This window comes from Trichococcus sp. TS_SC_9, from assembly GCF_056156325.1.
This window is the reverse complement of sequence record NZ_CM149591.1, coordinates 1414133-1434567: the sequence shown is the minus strand read 5'-3', so window position 1 is coordinate 1434567 and position 20435 is coordinate 1414133. Positions and strand designations below refer to the sequence as shown.

Here is a 20435-nt window from a genome sequence, read left to right as displayed (position 1 = left end):
AAAAAAACAGTGACTAGGCTTCGTAAACTCTTCTCAGTTCCGCAAGATCCAATTTTTTCATTTTCAGAGTCGCCTCTGTGACGCGTGCCAATTTTTCAGGATCCGCGGTCTGCAGCATCTCGTTCATGTCCGTTGGAACGATCTGCCAAGATACCCCGTATTTATCCTTCAGCCATCCGCAATTTTCCGCTTCCGGGACGAAAGACAGGGCTTCCCAATAGTAATCGATTTCTTCCTGCGTTTCGCAATTGACGATGAAAGAGATGGCTTCATTGAATTCAAAATCATGGGCCTGAGCGCTGTCCATGGCTGCGAACGATTGGTCTTCCAATTTGAAAGAAGCGAACCTTACCGTCCCGGGCGCATCCGGTTCCTCCCCCACTCCGTAGTAATCCATTGCATCGATTGAGGTATCTGAAAATACAGCCTCATAGAAAAGGATTGCCTCCTCTGCTTTGCCGCACTGTTTTTTGGTGAACATCAGCGTCGGAGTCAATTTCTGTTCTATCTTCCGTTCGCCGACATGCATGATTTGCCAAGACAGGCCGTAACGGTCCTCCGTCCAGCCATACCTTTTGCTGAAGGGATAAGCATCCAACGGCATGAGCACCGCGCCGCCTTCCGAAAGTTTTTCCCAAAGAAAATCGATTTCCTTCATTGATGTGCAATCGATCCGGATGGAAATGGACGGATTGAAGCGGAAATATGGGCCTGCCGCGATCGCCATGAAATCCTGACCGGCCAACGTCATCGAAACAATATCGGCCGTTCCATATGGTGGTGGATTCTGGATTTGGCTGACGTTTGTGATTTTGGAATTATCGAACAGTGAGGTATAGAATGCGGCGGCTTCTGCTGCTTGCGTATCAAACCAAAAATGCGGAACAATTTTTTGCATATTTGAATTCCCCCTTGATCTCTTTCATGCCGGCCTCTACAGTGCAAATGGACAAAAAAAACAGCGGCTGCACCGACCCGCCGAAGCCGTTATTCGGCGCAGTCGATGCTCTCCCCTGTCATTATGCCACTTTTTGTTGGCGATGGAAAATGAGAACCATCGGCGCCGAGCGGCTATTTTTTTCGTTATTGCATTGTCTTCAATTTATCGTTCAGCTTGGCGTAAATGCCCTTCATGTAAGGTTCGCTGCACTTGGAAAGCGCCTCTTCCAATCCCATCCAAGCGACCCCACTGTTTTCGTCAGGTTTGACGCTCGTCTGTTGCGTCTCGTCAGCTTCCAGCAGGTAGGTCAGATTCAGATGCACATGCGTCCCTACCTGTTTGCCGTTTTTGACGTGCCCATCCACACTCAATATTTCGAGCGAAAAGAGCTTCTGCGAAATCGGCTTTACCTGCTCGATACCCGTCTCTTCCATCGTTTCCCGGATGGCCGTCGCCAAAAAATCGGTTTCGCCATCCATGTGGCCCCCGATCCAGGACCAGGACCTGTAGATGTTATGGTAGACCATCAGCACCTTGGTATGGTCGCGATTCACGACCCAACTCGAAGCGGTGAAGTGGGCGAACGCATTCTCACGCTTGAACAAATCATCGAATTGATCCAGATAGCGAAGCATCAGCTCACGGTCCTTTTCTTCCTGTTCATTAAAGGGAAAATAGTCCGCAAGCATTTTTCTGATTCCCATGCCAGCCTTCCTTTCGCATGCTTTTAGCGGTTAATTGGTTCGCGAGAAACCTTCATCATTCAGATAACCGACAGCTGCATCACGGGTTTTGAAAATCCCTTCCATTTGACCGTTCTTCAACGCAACCGACCACATCGGATTATCGTAGATCAGCAACAGAACATCTCCAGACCGATCCACCCATTTTTCCGAGTAGCCCTCCTCATAGCCGTCTTCGGTTTTTTTCAGAAAGGAAATCGCCTTTTCCAACAGGAAACGGATCCTTCCTTCATCGCTTTCCAATACGGAAATATAGCCTTTATCCGTCTCTTCTTTCGGCAGGTAGCCTGCATAAATGAAGGCATTGCCGTTTGGATGCAGGAAGCGGACAGCGATTTTGTGGTCCACCGCACTCGGATTGAAATGATAATTGATCCGGTTCATCGAGACCGGAACAGCCGTCAGTTCTTTATAATCATCAAATATCGCTTTTTTTTCTTCGAATGACAAGGTCATTTCTTTCAACTCCCTAATAATGTTCTCCGATTTTGCGGAGGTTCGACTCATTCTACCATATCTTGCTGCGGCCTTTCAGCCCCATCCGCGTATTTTTCCAGAAAATGATGCCTTCCGTCCCGATCTCGGGAAGAAATGATTTTTTCGAGGTTCACGCTCTGCACACTCTGGAAGATATTCGCGTCGATGAGCGGACTCGTTTCGCGCAGTTGGCCGATCAATGCCTTCATCTCTTTGCGCTTGAAACCTCCGATATCGCTCGGTTGATTATCGTACATTTCCGTGAAACGGCAGGCGCACTGGAGGAATGTCAATTGATGGTAGTCCTTCCAGGCGATGATATCCGCTTCCTTCACATGATAAAGCGGCCGGATCAGCTCCATCCCTTCGAAGTTCCGGCTGTGTAGCTTTGGCATCATCGTCTCGATGGTCCCGCCGTAGAACATATTCATCAAGATCGTCTCGATGACGTCATCGAAATGATGGCCCAAAGCGATCTTGTTGCAGCCGAGCTCCTGGGCTTTTTGGTACAGACTGCCCCTGCGCATGCGCGCGCAAAGATAACAGGGGGACGAGTCCACATTCTCAACGACATCAAAAATGGAGGACTCGAAAACGGTCAGCGGGATGTCCATCAATGCGGCATTATCCAAAATCTGTTGCTGGTTCTGTTCACTGTATCCCGGATTCATCGCCAAAAAGACCAGCTCGAATCGTATCGTGCCATGCCGTTGCAGCTCCTGCATCAGTTTGGCCATCAGCATCGAATCCTTCCCGCCGGAGATGCAGACGGCTATTTTGTCGCCGTTCTGGATCAGTTCATATTCCTGGATCGCTTTGATGAAGGGCCGCCATAAGGATTTCCGGTATTTTTTGATGAGGCTTCTTTCGATTTGATCGCATTTTTCCATCTAATCGATTTTCCTTTCTTGAGGGCTGTCTGAGTGGTTACTGTGGTTTTTTCTTTTGCTCCGGTGAACGGAGCCTTCGCAGGAGTTCACCCGACAGTTTGCATGCCTTCTCCGATAAAAACAACTTCATCGGAGTTGCGGCTAGGAATCAACGGTGTGCTCCGCTTAGCGCCCGTTTCCCCGGAGCTGGGGCACTACTTGATATTCCCTTAGGCCGAAGTACTTGTCCTCCAAACGGCTGACCGGCATGATCCCCATCAACGCATTGGTCAAAAAAACCTCGTCCGCGTCAAACAGTTCTTCCTGAAGATAGCTGCCTTCATGAATCGGCATACCCAACTCCAGGCACTGTTGGATGACCCTTGCCCTGGCTGTCCCCTCAAGGATGCCGCAGGCCGCAGCGGGTGTGTAAACCTCGCGAGCCTTGACCCAAAAAATATTGGCGACGCATCCCTCGGCAACCTGTCCTTGGGTATTCAAGAAAAGAGCTTCATCAAAGCCTCTCTGGACGGCCGCCTCCTTTTCCAGGATGTTTTCCGCATAGTTCATGCTTTTGATGCTGACAAGCTTGGAGAATTCGTTCCTTCTCGCATCGGCCAGGCATACTTTCAAGCCTGTCGCGTATTCCTCTTTGTAGGTTTTCATTCCTGTCAGGATCAGGATATCCGCTTCCTGATGCGCCTGTTTTTCCGGGGTCGGTTTGCTGCAGACGACCTTTACGAAACCTTCGGAAACGCCATTCAGCTTCAGCAATTTTTCGATGATCGGCTGGAGGTCGGTTTCTTGATAGGGGCAAGTCATCCCCAGAACCGACAGCGCACGGACCATGCGTGTGTAATGTTGGTCCAGAAACAGCGCTTGTTTACCGGAAACGCGGATCGTCTCAAAAACTCCGTATCCGTACATGAAGCCTGGGGACAGCGGACTGATCAGCGCTGCATCTTCCTCAAGATAGGCCGTATTCAAAAATACTTTCATTCGTTTTCCCCTTCCGGCAATTCCGCCTGCAGCGCCTCGATGAGTGCCTTTGCCTTCACAAGCGTCTCCTCGTATTCCATTTCCGCATCCGAATCCCAGACGATTCCGCCGCCGACCTGAAAATAGGCGGTGTCGCCTTTCTGCAGGATCGTCCGGATGACGATGTTCAGATCGGCATCGCCGTTGAAGCCGACATAGCCTATCGATCCGGTATAGACGTTGCGCTGGGTCGGCTCGATTTCATCGATGATTTCCATCGCCCTGATTTTCGGCGCACCCGTTATCGATCCGCCCGGAAAGGCGGCTTTGATGCAATCGAGCGCATGGATGCCTTCCTCCAGCTCCCCTTCGACAGTCGAAACAAGCTGGAAAACAGTGCTGTATTCCTCGATATGGTACATTTCCGTAACCTCGACGCTGCCGGTTTTGCAGACACGGCCCAAATCATTGCGCATCAGATCGACGATCATCAGCAATTCGGCACGGTCCTTCTCGCTTTCCAGCAGCTCCTGGCGATTGGCGCTATCCTCTTGTTCGGTGGCGCCCCGTGGACGGGTGCCTTTGATCGGCCTCGTCTGCACCTTGCCGTTGCGGATCTGCAGGAACCGCTCCGGCGAGCTGCTCAACAGCTGCCCCATACCGAAGTCGATGTACGCGGCGAAGGGAGCCGGGTTGATGTTGCGCAAGCGCGTGTACAGCTCGTAGGGCGATGCTTCCGTACGGCATTGGAAGCGTTGGGTCATGTTGACCTGATAGATGTCGCCGGACCGGATATACTCCTTGATGCGCGCGATTGCCGTCAAATAGTAATCCTTTGTCATGTTCGCAGTGAGCTTCGGTCTGGCTTCGCTTGTCAATTCAAAGTCCGCAGCCGGAAAATGCATCCCTTCCGCTGCCGTAATAGCCTTTTCCACCTCGGTAACCCACTTTTCCGGATCGCCGAAGAACCCCGGCGAGGCAAGATGGACTTTTCCCAAAAGATGATCCACCACAATCGCCCCATCATAGATGCCAAAAAAGCTGTCCGGAATCTGGACATCATCGTGCGCTTCCTTCGGCAACCGTTCCACCTGATGGCGCAACTCATAGCCGAAGTAACCGACAGCTCCGCCGATGAAAGGAAGCTCGCCTGCATAGTCCAGCTGATATTCTTCCAATAGTGCTTTCAGTTCTGCAAAAGCATCCACGCCCGCTTTGACAGTCAGCGTCATTTCAGGATCGAATCCGATGAAGGAATAGCGTCCCAACTTTTCCGGATCCATCCCGCTGTCAAGGAAAAAACAATGCTTGCGTTCGCGGAACAAAGAAAACAGTTCGAAGCTCGAAAGTCCGGTAACGATTTCCTTGATCACGATGTCAGTCTTGCTTTTTTTCATCAAAACCGCCCCCCTTCCCGCTTTTTTTTGGCGCGCTCATAAAAATTGCGCAACATATCCAGCCCATGCTCCGTCAGTATCGCCTCGGGATGGAACTGGACCCCCTCGATCAACTCTTCCCGATGAAGAAAGCCCATGATTTCGCCATCCTCTGTCCAAGCCGTGACCTCAAGCGCTTCCGGGAGGCTCTCCTTTTCCACGATCAAGGAATGGTATCTTGTGACATTCAGCGGACTTTTCAATCCCTGGAAGACGCCTTTCCCTGTGTGCTGAATGGCGTGAACCTTCCCATGGACAGGCTCTTTCGCCTTCACGATTGCCGCGCCGAACAGCCCGGCGATCGTCTGGTGCCCCAGACAGATTCCCAGAATCGGGACAGTCCCTGAGAAATGTCTGACGACATCCAGACTGATGCCTGCTTCATTTGGCGTCTTCGGACCCGGGGAAATCAGGATCATCAGCGGATTAAGTGCCGCTATCTCTTCTATTGTTATTTCATCGTTCCGTTTCACCACAACGTTCTCATCCAATTGTCTCAGGTATTGGACGAGGTTGTAGGTGAAGGAATCATAATTATCTATTACAAGTATCATACGTATCCTCATCATTACTGTTATTTTTTCTCGATCATGTAGCCTTTTGCATAGGTCGTTCGCTCTTTCCAGCAAGCCCGTCAGACCTTCTGAAAATGATAAGCCCATCATACCAAATGCCGGGACTCCAGCCTATAGTTTTGAAGAAACTCAGTTGGGACGAAAAAATGACCAGGACAACCGCCCCGGCCATTCTGCTTAGGGTTCGACATCCGCATCGTTGTCAAACCCCCGCTGTTCCCAATAGCCTTTATAGTCCGCGTCATCGGACAGTTCGATGCGGGTGATCCATTTGATCCATTTGTATCCCAGCTTATCTTCCGCTACCAGCTGGAACGGAAAGCCTCTTTCGGGTGGCAGGACAACCCCATTCATCTTGTAGGCGATCATCAGTTGCCTGTCCATGATTGTCTGCAGCGGCAGGGCTGTGCTGTAGCCATCCTCTGAATAAAAAATGACCGTATCGGCGCTTGCCTGAACGTCCACTCCTTCGAACAGGTCCGCAAGCAGAACCCCTTCCCAAAGGATGTCGACGCTCCATCCTTCCACGCAATGCAACGTCACAACCTTTGTGTACTTCTGATTATCCAGCACTTCATCGTAGGTTAAGGCAACCGGCTGTTCGACCAAGCCGTCGATCGTCAGCGTATAGGCATCACTGTCTATGTATTGGGGGCCCTTGATTGAGTTTTCCCGAAAATCGGTCAAAGAAGACAAATCTTGTCCTTCGTATTCGGTCACCTCGATTTTGGTCAGCTCTTCCAGATCCGTTTCACTTGTATCGCCATCATTGGAGGTCCCACAACCAAAGAGCAACAGACTCATCAATAAAAAGAGGCATTTACTGGGAATGCGATTGGCATGGCGGCCGTTCACTGCGGTTGTTCTCTTTTTATCCATCAAAATGCCTTCTTTCCGAAATCCTTCCGATTAAAATCCACGTGTCTGCCCTTCCCACGGCTGCGGTTTTCCTTCCCTGTGTTCCTCCACGCTTGGTCCATTGAGGTTGCGGAGGCGCCAAATGCCGTAGAGATAGCTGAGGATCAATCCTGCAATCGTGAACGGAAGCCCCAGGAGCGTATTGGTCCAAGCCAACTCGACAATGTCGCCGCGCCTGAAAAGAATGATTTGCAAAGCCAAGCGCATCAGAAAAAACAGAAACCAAAGGACCGTCACTTCCTGATAGGCCGGTTTCACGTCTTTGCGCCAATACCAATCCAAATCCCAACCGCGCGTCAAATGGCTCGTCAACGCGGCCAGCGGTTTCCCCAGGATGATGCTCACTAGCGCCGCCAATACGAGCAGCGCGCTGCTCGCTATTTTGGGAAGATAATAATTGGCGGCATTATTCGAGAAATACGCGATTCCGGAAGCAAACATAACCCCCAGCAAACCACCCACGGCATAACGCAACGGTTGCTTCCGTGCCAAACGGATGATTCCCAAGATTACAGCCAAAGCAATCGCCAAGATGCTTGCGACAGTCAACTGATAGCTGCCGTTGACGACGGCAAACAACAAGGGAGGCAATAAAGCATCGAAAGTCTTTCCTGAGATGACCAATTTCAATTCTTCCGAAATTTCCTTGATTCTGGATTTCAAATCATCAGCCCCTATCAGCGAATCTGTAGGCGACATACTCAATGATGACACCATAAGCGATGCCTGCCGCAAAACCGACAAAATCTTCGAATCCTGTTGAACTGTAGAAAGCAAAGGAAACCCATAACCCTAGGATGGCTCCACGCCCCAATGCTCGTTTCAATTCCTTCGTTTCTTTTGCAAAACCAATAACGACACCCATCAATAGCCGGTTATACCAAAAGGCGAACAGATAAAGCGCCTCCTTCTCAAATCCGGACCGCAACTGGGCACCCACGATGCAGACTACACCCAAAAGAGCTCCCGCAACGATAGAAATCTTCATCCTCTTCGTCAACATGCGCCCAACTCCCCTCATTTGCCTCAATTATACTACGGCTGCTCAAAAAAGCGAAAATGACGGCCCCAACCCAGGGAATCCCGTGTTGGAGCCGTCATAAATTTTAATCGGCTGATGCAGTCGGAAAGGTTGGATCCGATAAGTGCCTGCCTGCATCTGCTATCAGGAGCCAGCCTGTTCTCAGTCTGTTTCGTTCATCCAGCCTGCTTTATCAAACAGGTAGAAGGATAAGCTCAAGATGATGCCGACAACACTGGCTAAGACCATTCCGCTTAATTGGATGCCTGCAAATTGAACTGTCAAGCCGCTCAATCCAGTGACGAAAACGATGGATGTCAGGATCAGATTCTTGGACTTGCTGTAGTCCACTTTTTCTTCAACCAACAAGCGCAAGCCGCTGGTGCCGATCATGCCGTATAGCAAGAACGTAACGCCACCGATGACGTCACCAGGAATGGTGGAAATCAGTGCCGCCAACGGTCCAAAGAAGGACATGACCATGGAGAAAATCGCAGCACCGGCGATGACGCGCACGCTGTAGACACGTGTGATGGCCATTACTCCGATGTTTTCACCATAAGTCGTTGTCGGAACACCACCGATCAAACCGGATAAAGCAGATGCAAAGTAATCAGCAAACAGCGAACGGTGCAAGCCCGGATCTTTGATCAGATCGCGGCCGACGACGTTGGAAGTGACCACCTGGTGTCCAATATGCTCCGAAGTCAACACAAGCAAAACCGGAAGCATCGTCAAGATGGCATTCATATCAAATTTCGCCAATTGGAAATGGGGCATCGTAAACAAGGATGCTTCCATTACCGGAGTGAAGTCGACCATGCCGAACGCAATCGCAGAAATGTATCCAACGACGATGGCGATCAGAATAGGGATAGTGGACAAGAAACCTTTGAAGAGTACGGAACCTAGGACAGCCGTGCCCAAAGTAATGAAAAAGACAGCGAAGTTCTGTGCTGTCGCAGTGTCGGTCATCAAGTTCGCACCGATCGATCCTCCTTGAATCGTAAGGTGAGCCAGCTCCAGACCGATCAAGGCCACAACAGCCCCCATCGCTGCAGGCGGAAGGACAACATCGATCCACTTTGTGCCGACACGATAGATGACGAAGGCCATAATACAGCCAATGATACCTAAGACGACGAAACCGCCCTGCGCATACTCAAAGCCTTGATTAGCGATGATGATGCTTGTCGGTCCGATGAAGGCAAAACTTGAACCAAGATAGGCCGGCGATTTCCCTTTTGTGATCCAAATGAATAATAGCGTGGCGACCCCGTTCATCAATAATACGATGCTCGGATCAATACCGAAAATGATAGGAACAAGCACTGAAGCACCGAACATTGCGAAAGTATGTTGCAAACTAAGCGGAATCAGCAAATTTGCAGGCACCTTTTCGTCAACCTGAATAATTTTCTTTGAAGACATTCTATATTTCCTCCTATAGGCGCAAAAAAAAGCCCTTGAATTATGATATTCGCAAAAGGACCTAAGGTATCAAATATTCGATTTGTTACCCTTTTTAATCTCTCAGGATTAGTTTAAAGGACTCTGCTTCGCTTATTTTAGCAATAATAGTGATGGAATACAATTATAAATTGATTAGATAATCCCGCTTTCGGCCGATGAAGCTCGGTTCGAAAACTGCTGCTATTTTTTAGGATTACAAATTTGGGACCGCCAGAAAGCCTTGAATCAACCTGTCAGGCGTTCTGGCGGTCCCTACAATTCAATCAGACAGCCTTGCCTGCCAGCAAGACTAGCTCCGCCGGTATGCCGGCCATGCGTTTGAGATCAAGGATGCTGTCCGTTTCCTCAACCGAGAATAGGCCTTTTGCAAGCACCAATTCCCTGACGGTTTTGCCTGTCTTCAGTGATTCTTTGGCGATCGCGCTGGCTTTTTGGTAGCCGATTATAGGGCAGAGGGCAGTCGCGATGCCGGCACTCTCTTCCACTTGTTTGTAGCAGACCATCTGATTGGCTTGGATCCCTGTGATGCAGTTGACAGTCAGCGTAGCGACCGCATGCGCCAAGCAATCGATCGATTCAAACAACGAATGGAAAATGATCGGCTCGAAGGCATTCAGCTCCAACTGTCCGGATTCGGCAGCCATCGTGATGGTCAGATCGTTTCCGATCACGCGGAAAGCGGCTTGCGAAACGACTTCGGGTATCACCGGATTCACTTTTCCCGGCATGATCGAAGAGCCATTTTGCTTGGCCGGTAAATTGATTTCACCGATGCCAGCCCTTGGACCACTCGACAACAAACGCAGATCATTGCTCATCTTAGACAAGTTCACCGCTGCCGTCTTGATGGCCGCCGACACCCTGACGAAGCCATCCACGTTCTGGGTCGCATCGAAAAGATCCTCCGCCTGCGTGAAAGCGATCCCCGCTTCTTCACTCACGAAGGCGGTTATGTTTTCCAAATATTCCGGCGTCGCATTGATTGCATTGCCGATTGCGGTCCCGCCGAGATTGATGCTCTTCATCTCTTCCGCAGCGCCCAAGAGGTGGCGGATATCCCTTTTGACGAAGGATCGATAAGCTTGGAACGTTCTTCCCAAAGTGGTCGGAACCGCATCCTGCATTTGCGTCCGTCCCATTTTGATGACTCCGGCGAATTCTTCGGCCTTATCAGCCAACGCGCTCTCCAGCTTTCCCAGTTCGGCAATCAACTCCGGAAGCAATTGAAGGACAGTCATTTTCCCAGCTGTCGGAAAGACATCATTCGTAGACTGGCAGAGATTCACATCGTCATTCGGATGAACGATGCGGTAGTCGCCCTTTCTCCCACCCAATATTTCGATGGCGCGATTAGCGATGACTTCATTGGCGTTCATATTGGCCGAAGTCCCGGCACCGCCTTGGATGGCATCCACGATGAAGGCTTCATGAAAATATCCCGCCACAATTTCGTCGCAGGCTTGGACGATCGCATCCTTTTTTCCGACTGCCAGGTTACCCGACTGAGCATTCACAACAGCTGCGGCTTTCTTGATTCGCGCCAGATTGCTGATCAATTCCGGATGCAGCTTCGTGCCCGTGATGGAGAAATTTTCCTTTGCACGCGACGATTGCACACCATAATACGCTTCTGTGGGTACTGCTAACGTTCCGATCGAGTCTGCTTCAATTCTCATGTTCATCTCTGTTTGCCCCCTGAAATTTTTCTGTAATTCATAGTGCAAACAATACCACCCCTGCAAACTGAATGAAACAGCTTAAAGGAAGTTGCGAACAAAACCTGCATATTCGATATTTCCGCAGAAGAATCGCACGCTATTTCCGATGTAACTTTATTTTCTTAAGTCATGTCAGCATTCGTTTGCTTCCCTTGGTAGGTCTGATATAGAATCTTAAGAATACAAAGCAAGCAAGAACTTGGAAAGGAGCCTCTGATGGATAAAATCGATAAGCAAATTCTGAACATTTTGCAGACAAATGCGCGGGCTTCCCTGAAAGAAATCGGCGAGGCCACCTTTTTGTCTTCTCCTGCGATTTCAGCAAGGATCACCCAGCTGGAAAGGAACGGCGTCATCACGGATTACGGTGCACATGTGAACCTCCAGACACTGGGCTACAATATCAAGGCTTTCATCAATCTGGAGGTCGATCCCAAGCAAAAGCCGGTTTTTTATCCTTTCGTGGACAGCATCCCGAATGTGCTGGAATGCAACTGCGTGACAGGAGAATTCTCGATGCTGCTGAAAGTCGCCTTTCCGACGACGAATGAATTGGACACTTTTATCGGGGAACTGCAGCAGTTCGGCAAGACCTACACCCAGGTCGTCTTCTCCACCTCGGTTGGTCCTAGGGGCATCCATTTTGAGGACCACTAATGATTCTAATCTATGCTAAAAAACTATCCGTTCCCGAAAAAGACAGGGAGCGGATAGTCTTTGAAAGTAGTTTCTGACGATTGATCGCAAATCATCAAACTCTCTTATACGTAATATAGATTTTCGGATGGATATACCGGATCGCAAGTGATATCGAGGCCAAGATTCCGAAGGATCTGATCATCGTCTTTGTTCAGGATGACAGTCGAGTGTGCCTGCACATCCTTCAGTTCGGAAAGTTTATCGTAGGCCAGCTGAGCGGTCGGATTGGTGACCGCTGAAATGGATAAGGCGATCAGGATCTCATTCGCGGTCAAGGTCGGAATGCGTTTATGCAGACCTTCGCTCTTCAGCTTTTTGATTGGCTCCAGAATGACCGGGGACAGCAACAGGATGTCGTCAGAAATGTTCGCTAAGGCTTTGATTGCGTTCACTATGGCGGAAGAACAAGCATCCATCAGATCGGAAGTTCTGCCGGTGATGATCCGTCCGTCGTTCAACTCAAAAGCGATGACAGCCGGAATCTCGTTGTCGACCGCGCGTTTCATCAAACGCTTCGCATATTCGCGAGCAGGCTTCACGGGAGCCCGGTCTTCTTGCTTCAATTCGACCTCTTCCATGATCAGGCGCATATGGTTACGCGTCTCTTCATCGCTCAGGCCTTTCTTGTAGTCGCATTCCGTGTCGAAGCTGCGGCGGATGATTTCCTGCTTGGACGCTTCCCGGATCGCTTCATCGTCGGTGATGCCGAATCCGACCCGATTGACGCCCATGTCAGTCGGTGATTGGTAGACGGATTCCTTGCCGGTGATGCGCTCGATGATGCGTTTGATGACCGGGAAAGTCTCCAGATCGCGGTTGTAGTTGACCGCCACTTCGTTGTAGGTCTCAAAATGATAGTTGTCCATCATGTTGACGTCCTTCAGATCGACAGTTGCGGCTTCATAGGCGATGTTCAGCGGGTGCTTCAACGGAACGTTCCATACCGGGAAAGTCTCGAACTTGGAATAGCCGGCTGCGCGCCCTTGACGGCGTTCGTGATACAGCTGGTTCAGGCAGGTCGCCAACTTGCCGCTGCCTGGGCCTGGAGCGGTCACGACGACAATCGGTTTCGTCGTCGGAATGTACGTGTTCTGGCCGAAGCCTTCTTCGCTGACGATCGTTTCGATATTGGAAGGATAGCCTTCGATGGCGCCATGGGTATAGACTTTGATATCGCGTTTTTCGAGTTTGTTGATGAACACTTTTGTGGCCGGCTGTCCGTTGTAGCGCGTGATGACGACACTGTTGACGGCCAATCCGTATTCCCTTAGCTCATCGATCAGACGGAAGACGTCCATGTCATAGGTGATGCCGTAGTCGCCACGGATTTTGTTGCGTTCGATATCCCCTGCATACACACAGATCAGGATCTCCGCTTGGTCCTTCAATTTCTGCAGCAATTTGATTTTGGCATCTTCGTCGAATCCGGGCAATACGCGTTTCGCATGCTTGTCGCCGATTAGTTTGCCTCCGAACTCAAGATACAATTTATCGTAATTGTTGACCCGTTCCAGGATATATTTCGATTGTTCTTCAATGTATTTCTGCGGATCAAAGCCGATTTTTTTCATCTGTTTTCCTCCAATATCTGAATGGTGTGTCTGTATACTTGCCGTTACGCGTCAGCTGACTCGTCCGTAACGTTTTGATTTCAACTCTAACAATTATAGAGTATTTTCTTTGATTGGCAATACGTATTTTAAGCCTGCGATGATTTGTTCACTAGCATGCGCGCTGTGACCCAGGCGGTGAGCGGGATGATTCCGATCACTCCGATGCCGATGACAAACATGGAGAGCACTTCCGAGACAAGCACCTTTGCGTTCAGTGCCTCCCCAAAAGAATAGGACAGATCCCTGAACCATAGGAAAAGAGCGAGGTAACCGCCGATGAATGAAAAATACAGCGTATTCGTTGTCGTTCCGATGATGTCCTTGCCGATCGTCATCCCTGACCGGAATAATTCCTTCTCGCCCAACTGTGGGTTGCGGTGATGGACTTCATGCAACGAGGATGAGATGGAAATAGCCGTATCCGTGATGGCCGCTATCGTTCCTGTAATCATCGTGCAAATACCGATTTGAACAAAAGCCACATTCACAAAAAAGGAAAGCGTGGTGTACTCTTCCACTTCCTCAGGACCGAAGCCCTGTATCATCGCAAACCGATGCACGACAATGATCAACAACAGCAAGAAAAACGTTGTGACAATCGTGGCGATAAAAGCCGCCTTGGTTTTGATGTTCACGCCGTTTATGTAGAATAAATTGATGTACCCTACCACCGAACAAGCCAGCAGGGTCACAAAAAGAGCAGGAAAGCCATTGATCAATAGCAGCACCAATATATAGAGGACCGCAAAGTTGAAAAACAACGACAGGAACGAAGAAACCCCTCGTCTGCCGCCCACCGCACCCATCAGCAGAAAAAGCAAGAGAGCCAATATCCACTGCACGCTCATTGTTGATCACCCACTTTCTTGGGAATCAGACGGACGGCTGTGAACATTGCCAGCGGAACCGTCAAAACGATACCGATACTGCCTGCCAAGGCCCGGGTGATTTCCAAAGATAATTGCATCGAAAAGGTATGGAACACATCGGAGCCGTTCTCCAGATAAAAAACGAGTGTGGGAATCGCTCCGCTGACATAGGCAAAAAGCAGCACATTCGCCATCGTCCCCATGATGTCCTTGCCGATTTCGCGTCCGGACTGCAATAAGGCTCCGGCGGATATCGCAGGGTCTTTTTCGTACAGTTCCTGGATGGCTGCGGTCATTGTGATGGCGACATCCATAACCGCACCCAGCGAGCCAATCAAAATGCTCGACAAGAAGATGCGCCGCGGATAATGCGTCACAAACTGCATTTCCTCATAACGCAGGCCCTGCCCGTTCGTCAAGGCAATGACCCCGTAAGCGATGAATAAAGTCATGAATGTTCCGATCAAAGTGGAAAGGATGGCTGCGTAAGTCTTTCTGTTTTTGCCGCTGACCAAGAACAGCGTCAGGACGGTCCAACCGATCACAGCAGCACTGCTGATCCATAATAGTTGGGCGTTATCCGCAATTTCATAACTGTCCAGAGCTAGGCTGAACAGAAAAATGTTCCCCGCTATGCTGACGAGGGAAAGCAGGCCTTTTTTCCCCGCTACCACCACAAGCACGAAAAGAAACAAGGCACCCAAAAGGGCAACATATTTATCCCGCTTTACTCCGATTATTTTGCCTGTCACTGCATCCGAAGCACTCTCGCTAAGGGAAAGGAAAACTTCATCGCCTGAACGGTACATCTGGCTATAGGCAAGTGAGTCGGAATAGTTGTTTTCTATCATGACCTGCGCCCCTTTCGACTCCCCGTTCATCAGTACAGCCGTCAGTTTTTGGTTGTATACGTGATAGCTTTCCCGATTGGCGCCGATCGTTTCATTGGTTCCAACGGCTTCCGCTGCAATGATTTTGGCGATTGGTTCTTCGTACCACGCGTAGTTATGGTAGCTGAACAGCGTCAAAAACCCCAAAAATGCCGCAAATAAGGTCAAGAATATCGCTTTTTTCCTGACCAACAATCCTTTTTTCATCCGTTGTTTTCCCTTCCTCCAAAAAATTTCCGCATGGGGTTTACCCTAGAACGGAACCGAGTATTTTCTCCATCCGGATATCGTCGCGCCATTCGCCTTGTGAATAGGTGAAGTGAGGGATCACGCCTATTTGTGTGAAGCCGGATCTTTCGTACAGGCTGATTGCGCCGGCATTGTGGGAAAAGACCCCAAGCTCGATGCGCTGATAGCCGAGTCTTCGGCATTCTTCTTCATACAGTGCCATGACCGTTTTGCCGATGCCTTTGCTGCGCCAATCCGGATCGCCGATGTAGATGCCCAGCCAGGCTGTATTTCCGTCCTTCTTGAGCAGGGCAGGAAAGTCGCGGATGATCGACGCGATTCCGACCGGCTTGTCATCCACGCAAATGAAATAAGTCCGCTTGTCCGGATTGGACAGGCTCTCGCGGACACCCTCTTCCGTCCCCAAAGGCAATTTGCTTTCTTCATCATAGTGCGGGGTGATGAACGGCGAAATAGCCAGGTCATTTTCCCAACGGAGTATCGTCTGAATCAGTTCCTCGTTCAAAGCTAAATTTTTTAGTTGCAAGTCCATTATTTCTTCGCTCCTTCGGGTTTATCAATCATATGCTTGATTCCATGCGAAAAGGATTGCACCGCTAGGTTCGGGCGCAATCCTTCTCGCATATCCATAATTATTTTACAGCACTTTCTCATATGCCCATCGCATATCGCTGATACTTGTCAGGATATGTCCGCAGTAGGCATACCCGGACTTCTGCAAGGCACGCTGCATGCTTTTGTTATCTGGATGCGTATCGATACGCATGCTGGAATAGCCTTTTTTACGCGATTCATCCGCAGCCCATGCGACGATTTCCCCAAGGACGCCTTGTCCACGGAAAGCGTCTTTGATCGTGATGCGATGGATGACACTGTAAGGATTATCCGTCAACCATTGGCCCTCGGTGATGACTTTATAGGTAGGGTCCTCGCCGTAAAAAAATGCAAAAGTTGCCCCGGGAACGCCATCCCGCAGGTAGATATAGCTGTATCCTCCATTGATATCCTGAAGAATGACTGCTTCGTTCGGATACCCTTTTTGCCATTGATCGATGCCGGACGCCTTTAGCGTGACTTTCGCCTCATTGATGATTTCCATGATTGCGGGAAGATCCGTTGGCGTTGCTTTTCTGATCATTGCTCCACCGCCTTTCTTTTTCTCTATTCGGATTATACCGGAAACATGGTCGGTTTCATGCATTTTTATTGTTTTTCATTCCGGATAATCTGGATTCTTATAGGTTGAACATCTTTCGGTATTGCTGGATATAGGACTGCTTTTGTTTTTTCAGCATGTAGAGCGCATTTTTGATCTGATCCGGCTCATCCGCCATATCAAGATCTTCCTTTTGCTTTTCGATGCCTTCAACCACCTGCTCACAATAGGCAGCTTCTTTTATTTCATCCAAAATGGCGATGATTTCCTTGCGCATTCTCTCGACGCGCGGGCCTTCACCGGCTTTTATTTCATCCAGGCTTTCGACGAGTTCCCGGAATGGAAGGTTCCTTCTGACTTTTCCGTCCTTGATGCGGATATATTCTTTTTTGAATTCCGTGACGCCGGGCACCGCACCGTTCAGTTGGTACCAGCCATCATAGAGGATCCATCCGCCTTCCGGTTCGGCTGGGATGAAGTCCCTTTTTAAAATGTATACCTCGTCCGCACCGGTAATTTCCGCCACCCAACATTTGCTTTCGCTGTCTGCGGGGCTGAGCTGCAAACCTAACTTCGACATGGGAAAATCCTCTTTCTGATCATTATTTATTAGTGTTGATCCATTCCTCAGGCCGATTGCGCTTTGCCTGATTCCGTTCTTCCATTATACGCTATCTGCATTGTAGTGAAAAGGTATTGTCCAAAGTACGCAAACCAGAGGAGCTCCCGACATCTGCTCCCCTGCTCAAAAAAGCCTACCTTTCTTCGGGCGCGTCCGTCAATCGGCGTCACCGCTGTCCTTGACCCTCACACCGGCCATAAGTTCCTTGTTCGGATCAGCGACATAGCGCTCCCCTTCCACCAGACCATCCACTACTTCGATGTCATATTCGGTTTCCAGCCCGGTTTCGATGTACCTTTTTTCGACTCGGTTCCCGCTGGCCACCACGTACACGTACGACTTGCCCGATTCCGCATCGATTTGGACAGCTTCAAAGTTTACGCGCAGGGCATCGAGCTTTTCGACCGTGATGATTTCCGCATCGGCTTCATAGCCTACTTTGATGTTCTCGTCGGGATTGGTGATTGTGACTTTTACAGTAACTTTCGCATCCTGGTCCGCGGATGTCGCGGATTTCTCCGCCGATTGGCCGATTTCCGAGACAACCCCATCATATTCCGCAGCGACCCCTTTCACCTTAACGGTCGCCTTCTGGCCTACCCGCATATTGACGCTGTCAAACTGGCTGACAGCCAAACTGATCACATATTCAGTGGCCCCGTCGACGATGATGGCATCCCCGACCTGAGGATATTCGTTCGCCACAACGTCCATCTTCGTCACGATGCCGTCGACATTGGCCTTCAGATCACTCTCCTCGATTTTTTTGTTCAAATAGGCGATGTCTGTTTTCAGGAGAGCAATCTGGTCGGCCTGATTTGAGATCCTTTCCTCCGCTGTTGCGCTCGAAAAGGTTGCTGTGGTGTTCAGATTCGAAAGAGCGATTTCCGCGCTCCGGACGGCTTTTTCGCCATCGCTGATCGCCTTGAGCGCCGCCTCGTACTTTACGGCAGCGCCGCTTCTGGCATTTGAAACGCTGATTTCCGCGTTACGGACAGCGGCTTCGCTGTCGCTGACGGCCTTTTCAGCTGCAGCATATTCAAGAGAGCCCGCGCTTTCGGCGTTCGAAAGAGCGATTTCCGCGTTGCTCACAGCAGCTTCGCTGTCCGAAACCGCTTTGGCGGCTGCAGCATATTCAGCATCGGCTGCGTTTTCGGCATTCGAAAGAGCGATTTCTGCGCTGCGGACAGCTGTTTCAGCATCAATCACCGCCAATTTCGCCGCATCATAGCCTGCTTGATAGGCCATTTCAGCGCTGTCAAAAGTCAGTTCCGCATTCCATACCGTCGTTTCGGCAGCGGTGACAGCCTGTTGCGCCAACTGATAGTCCACTGCGTACAGAATCGGATCGGCGTCATACAAAGCTTTGACGATATCCAGATTCAGTTTTGCACTCTCATAGGTTGCTATCGCAGTATCCAATGCACATTTGGCTTCATGCAAGGCATTTTCCAAATCATCCAAATTCTTTTTGGCGATCCAGTAATGCGCCCTCGCATTTTCCAAAGTCAGTTTGGCTTGGCCGACCGCATTCTCGTTGGCTATCTCGACGTTATGCAGTTTATCCGCTAATGCGGTAGCGTTCGATTGGGCGCTCTCCAAGGCTATTTGAGCTTGGCTCACCGCATTGTCGTAGAGCGTTCCCCGCGCCGATAGATTGGAGTTGGCCGCGGCATAATTCGAATGGGCGTTCTCCAGGGCTATGTTCGCCTGGCTGATGGCATTCGCATTGAGCGTATTGATGTCATCCAAATTCCCTTGCGCCGCACTGTAATTTGATTGGGCAGTTTCCAGCGCAATCCCCGCTTGGCTCACCGCATTCTGGGAGGAAGCCTTGTCCATTTCAGCGCTACTCCCGGAAAGATAGGCAAGGGTCGCCTCTGCATTGGAAAGGTTGATGGTCTGCTTATCCAATTGGGTGCGGTACTCGGTTGCATCAATCCTCGCCAGCACATCGCCTTTCTTGACTGCCTGCCCTTCCTCCGCCAACACTTCGACAATCTTGGCTGTGGGCGAAGGATAAAGGCTGCTCCTGCTGCTAGCTTCGATATCGCCGGTTATCGGCACATACTTAGCCAATTGGCCTTTCCAGGCCGTATGCACCGACACTTCTTGGACCTGAGCATTCTGATACCACCAGTAGGCCGTACCTCCGCCCACCAACAAAGTCAGCAGAAGGACCGCCGTGACAATGATCGATTTTTTTGATTTGAATATGATAGCTTTCAATTTCCCCATAAAGAAGACCCCCTCGCGCAATTTTTGGATAATCCAGTTGATTCCATCGTTTCGGTATCTCAATTTTACCATATCGACCGATGCATCCGTGAAGATATGGTCAGCGCATACAAAACCATTCTGAATAATTCATCTTTTTGGGTATCTCCTATTTCAGCAAAGTATTTTCCATTCTCAATTTTTTGACAAAATTTCCCGACACAAATATACTTGAACTGATTGAAGCGGTTCCAAAGGAGTGTTTGTGATGATTACGATGACCAATGTGACGAAAACTTACAAGACCGGTGACGTGGAAACCTACGCCCTGAAGGACGTCAACCTCACCATCGAAGAGGGCGAATTTGTCGTCATCCTCGGCCCCAGTGGCAGCGGCAAGAGCACCTTGCTGAACGTCATCAGCGGCTTGGATACCGTCACTTCGGGTGAAATCACCTTCCGGGGCGAAACGCTGACAAACCTGGACGAAGAGGAGATGACCGCCTTCAGAAGGAAACATCTGGGCTTCATCTTCCAACAATACAACCTGCTGCAGAATCTGAATGTCTACGAGAACATTCAGATTGGCTCGGACATCGGCACAGCTCCACTCGACATAACCGACCTGCTCGAAAAAGTCGGTCTGGAAAAAGCCCGCAACAAATATCCCAGTCAACTCTCCGGAGGGGAGCAGCAACGGGTTTCGATCGTCAGGAGCCTAGCCAAAAATCCCGACATCATCTTCTGCGACGAACCCACCGGCTCGCTGGATGAAGAAAATTCGAAAAAAATTCTTCAGCTGCTGCAGAACCTGAACGAGGACTACAACAAAACCATCATCGTCATCACCCATAACTTGGGCATCGCCGAAATGGCGGACAAGGTCATCAAGATGAACTCCGGTCAAATCACGGAAGTCACCCTCAACGAAGTCAAAAAGAATGCCCAGGACATCTCTTGGGGATAGGGGGA

21 protein-coding genes are annotated in these 20435 nt (G+C 49.9%); 2 read left to right on the top strand and 19 right to left on the bottom strand.

Annotated features, from left to right (window positions below; all coding sequences use genetic code 11):
* Positions 1-13 precede the first annotated feature (13 nt).
* From AC0J5I_RS06995 to AC0J5I_RS06940, 12 genes are all read right to left on the bottom strand, one after another.
* A complete protein-coding gene (locus AC0J5I_RS06995) occupies positions 14-898 on the bottom strand; it encodes a VOC family protein (protein WP_475305162.1) in 885 nt (294 codons plus the stop codon).
* 185 nt (positions 899-1083) lie between these two features.
* Complete coding sequence (locus tag AC0J5I_RS06990; protein ID WP_475305159.1) at positions 1084-1644, bottom strand: NUDIX hydrolase; 561 nt, start codon at positions 1642-1644, stop codon at positions 1084-1086.
* Positions 1645-1674: 30 nt separating this feature from the next.
* A complete protein-coding gene (locus AC0J5I_RS06985; protein WP_475305157.1) occupies positions 1675-2139 on the bottom strand; it encodes a hypothetical protein in 465 nt (154 codons plus the stop codon).
* A 47-nt stretch (positions 2140-2186) separates the two neighbouring features.
* On the bottom strand, positions 2187-3050 hold the full coding sequence (locus AC0J5I_RS06980; RefSeq protein WP_107994752.1) for a tRNA 2-thiocytidine biosynthesis TtcA family protein: 864 nt from the start codon (positions 3048-3050) through the stop codon (positions 2187-2189).
* A gap of 165 nt (positions 3051-3215) precedes the next feature.
* Positions 3216-4028, bottom strand: a complete 813-nt coding sequence (locus AC0J5I_RS06975) for an aminotransferase class IV (protein ID WP_475305154.1) — start codon at positions 4026-4028, stop codon at positions 3216-3218.
* Complete coding sequence (pabB, locus tag AC0J5I_RS06970) at positions 4025-5404, bottom strand: aminodeoxychorismate synthase component I (RefSeq protein WP_475305150.1); 1380 nt, start codon at positions 5402-5404, stop codon at positions 4025-4027. The genes AC0J5I_RS06975 and pabB overlap by 4 nt, the downstream gene beginning before the upstream one ends.
* Positions 5404-5997, bottom strand: a complete 594-nt coding sequence (locus AC0J5I_RS06965) for an anthranilate synthase component II (protein ID WP_475305147.1) — start codon at positions 5995-5997, stop codon at positions 5404-5406. Before AC0J5I_RS06965 ends, pabB begins: the two co-directional genes overlap by 1 nt.
* Before the next feature lie 198 nt (positions 5998-6195).
* Entirely contained in the window at positions 6196-6897 is a 702-nt protein-coding gene (locus AC0J5I_RS06960; RefSeq protein WP_475305143.1) for a molybdopterin-dependent oxidoreductase, read from the bottom strand.
* A gap of 30 nt (positions 6898-6927) precedes the next feature.
* Positions 6928-7599, bottom strand: a complete 672-nt coding sequence (locus AC0J5I_RS06955; RefSeq protein WP_475305139.1) for a DUF3159 domain-containing protein — start codon at positions 7597-7599, stop codon at positions 6928-6930.
* A gap of 4 nt (positions 7600-7603) precedes the next feature.
* Positions 7604-7939, bottom strand: a complete 336-nt coding sequence (locus AC0J5I_RS06950) for a hypothetical protein (protein WP_475305137.1) — start codon at positions 7937-7939, stop codon at positions 7604-7606.
* Between the two features lie 180 nt (positions 7940-8119).
* On the bottom strand, positions 8120-9388 hold the full coding sequence (gene uraA / locus AC0J5I_RS06945) for a uracil permease (protein WP_106450052.1): 1269 nt from the start codon (positions 9386-9388) through the stop codon (positions 8120-8122).
* Positions 9389-9693: 305 nt separating this feature from the next.
* Positions 9694-11112 (bottom strand): aspartate ammonia-lyase, encoded by a 1419-nt coding sequence (locus AC0J5I_RS06940; RefSeq protein ID WP_475305134.1) that lies wholly within the window; start codon positions 11110-11112, stop codon positions 9694-9696.
* 252 nt (positions 11113-11364) lie between these two features.
* Here AC0J5I_RS06940 and AC0J5I_RS06935 point away from each other — a divergent pair, with 252 nt between their 5' ends.
* Entirely contained in the window at positions 11365-11805 is a 441-nt protein-coding gene (locus AC0J5I_RS06935; protein ID WP_475305130.1) for an Lrp/AsnC family transcriptional regulator, read from the top strand.
* A gap of 104 nt (positions 11806-11909) precedes the next feature.
* On the opposite strand, the gene AC0J5I_RS06930 is transcribed toward AC0J5I_RS06935, so the two are convergent.
* The 7 genes from AC0J5I_RS06930 to AC0J5I_RS06900 form a co-directional block, all read right to left on the bottom strand.
* A complete protein-coding gene (locus AC0J5I_RS06930) occupies positions 11910-13418 on the bottom strand; it encodes a DUF1846 domain-containing protein (protein ID WP_107994743.1) in 1509 nt (502 codons plus the stop codon).
* A 128-nt stretch (positions 13419-13546) separates the two neighbouring features.
* Positions 13547-14308: a YibE/F family protein gene (locus AC0J5I_RS06925; RefSeq protein WP_475305123.1), complete on the bottom strand. Its 762-nt coding sequence runs from the start codon at positions 14306-14308 to the stop codon at positions 13547-13549.
* Positions 14305-15426, bottom strand: coding sequence for a YibE/F family protein (locus AC0J5I_RS06920; protein ID WP_475305118.1), 1122 nt, complete (start codon positions 15424-15426; stop codon positions 14305-14307). The genes AC0J5I_RS06925 and AC0J5I_RS06920 overlap by 4 nt, the downstream gene beginning before the upstream one ends.
* Before the next feature lie 40 nt (positions 15427-15466).
* Entirely contained in the window at positions 15467-16000 is a 534-nt protein-coding gene (locus AC0J5I_RS06915) for a GNAT family N-acetyltransferase (RefSeq protein ID WP_107994741.1), read from the bottom strand.
* Positions 16001-16105: 105 nt separating this feature from the next.
* Entirely contained in the window at positions 16106-16606 is a 501-nt protein-coding gene (locus AC0J5I_RS06910; RefSeq protein WP_475305112.1) for an N-acetyltransferase family protein, read from the bottom strand.
* 97 nt (positions 16607-16703) lie between these two features.
* Positions 16704-17204 carry a hypothetical protein gene (locus AC0J5I_RS06905; protein WP_475305107.1) on the bottom strand — a complete coding sequence of 167 codons (501 nt, stop codon included), beginning with the start codon at positions 17202-17204 and terminating at the stop codon, positions 16704-16706.
* A gap of 198 nt (positions 17205-17402) precedes the next feature.
* A complete protein-coding gene (locus AC0J5I_RS06900) occupies positions 17403-19484 on the bottom strand; it encodes a permuted SH3 domain-containing protein (RefSeq protein WP_475305103.1) in 2082 nt (693 codons plus the stop codon).
* A 247-nt stretch (positions 19485-19731) separates the two neighbouring features.
* Between AC0J5I_RS06900 and AC0J5I_RS06895 the strand changes: the two genes are divergently transcribed.
* Complete coding sequence (locus AC0J5I_RS06895) at positions 19732-20430, top strand: ABC transporter ATP-binding protein (protein WP_475305099.1); 699 nt, start codon at positions 19732-19734, stop codon at positions 20428-20430.
* The last annotated feature ends 5 nt before the right edge of the window (positions 20431-20435 follow it).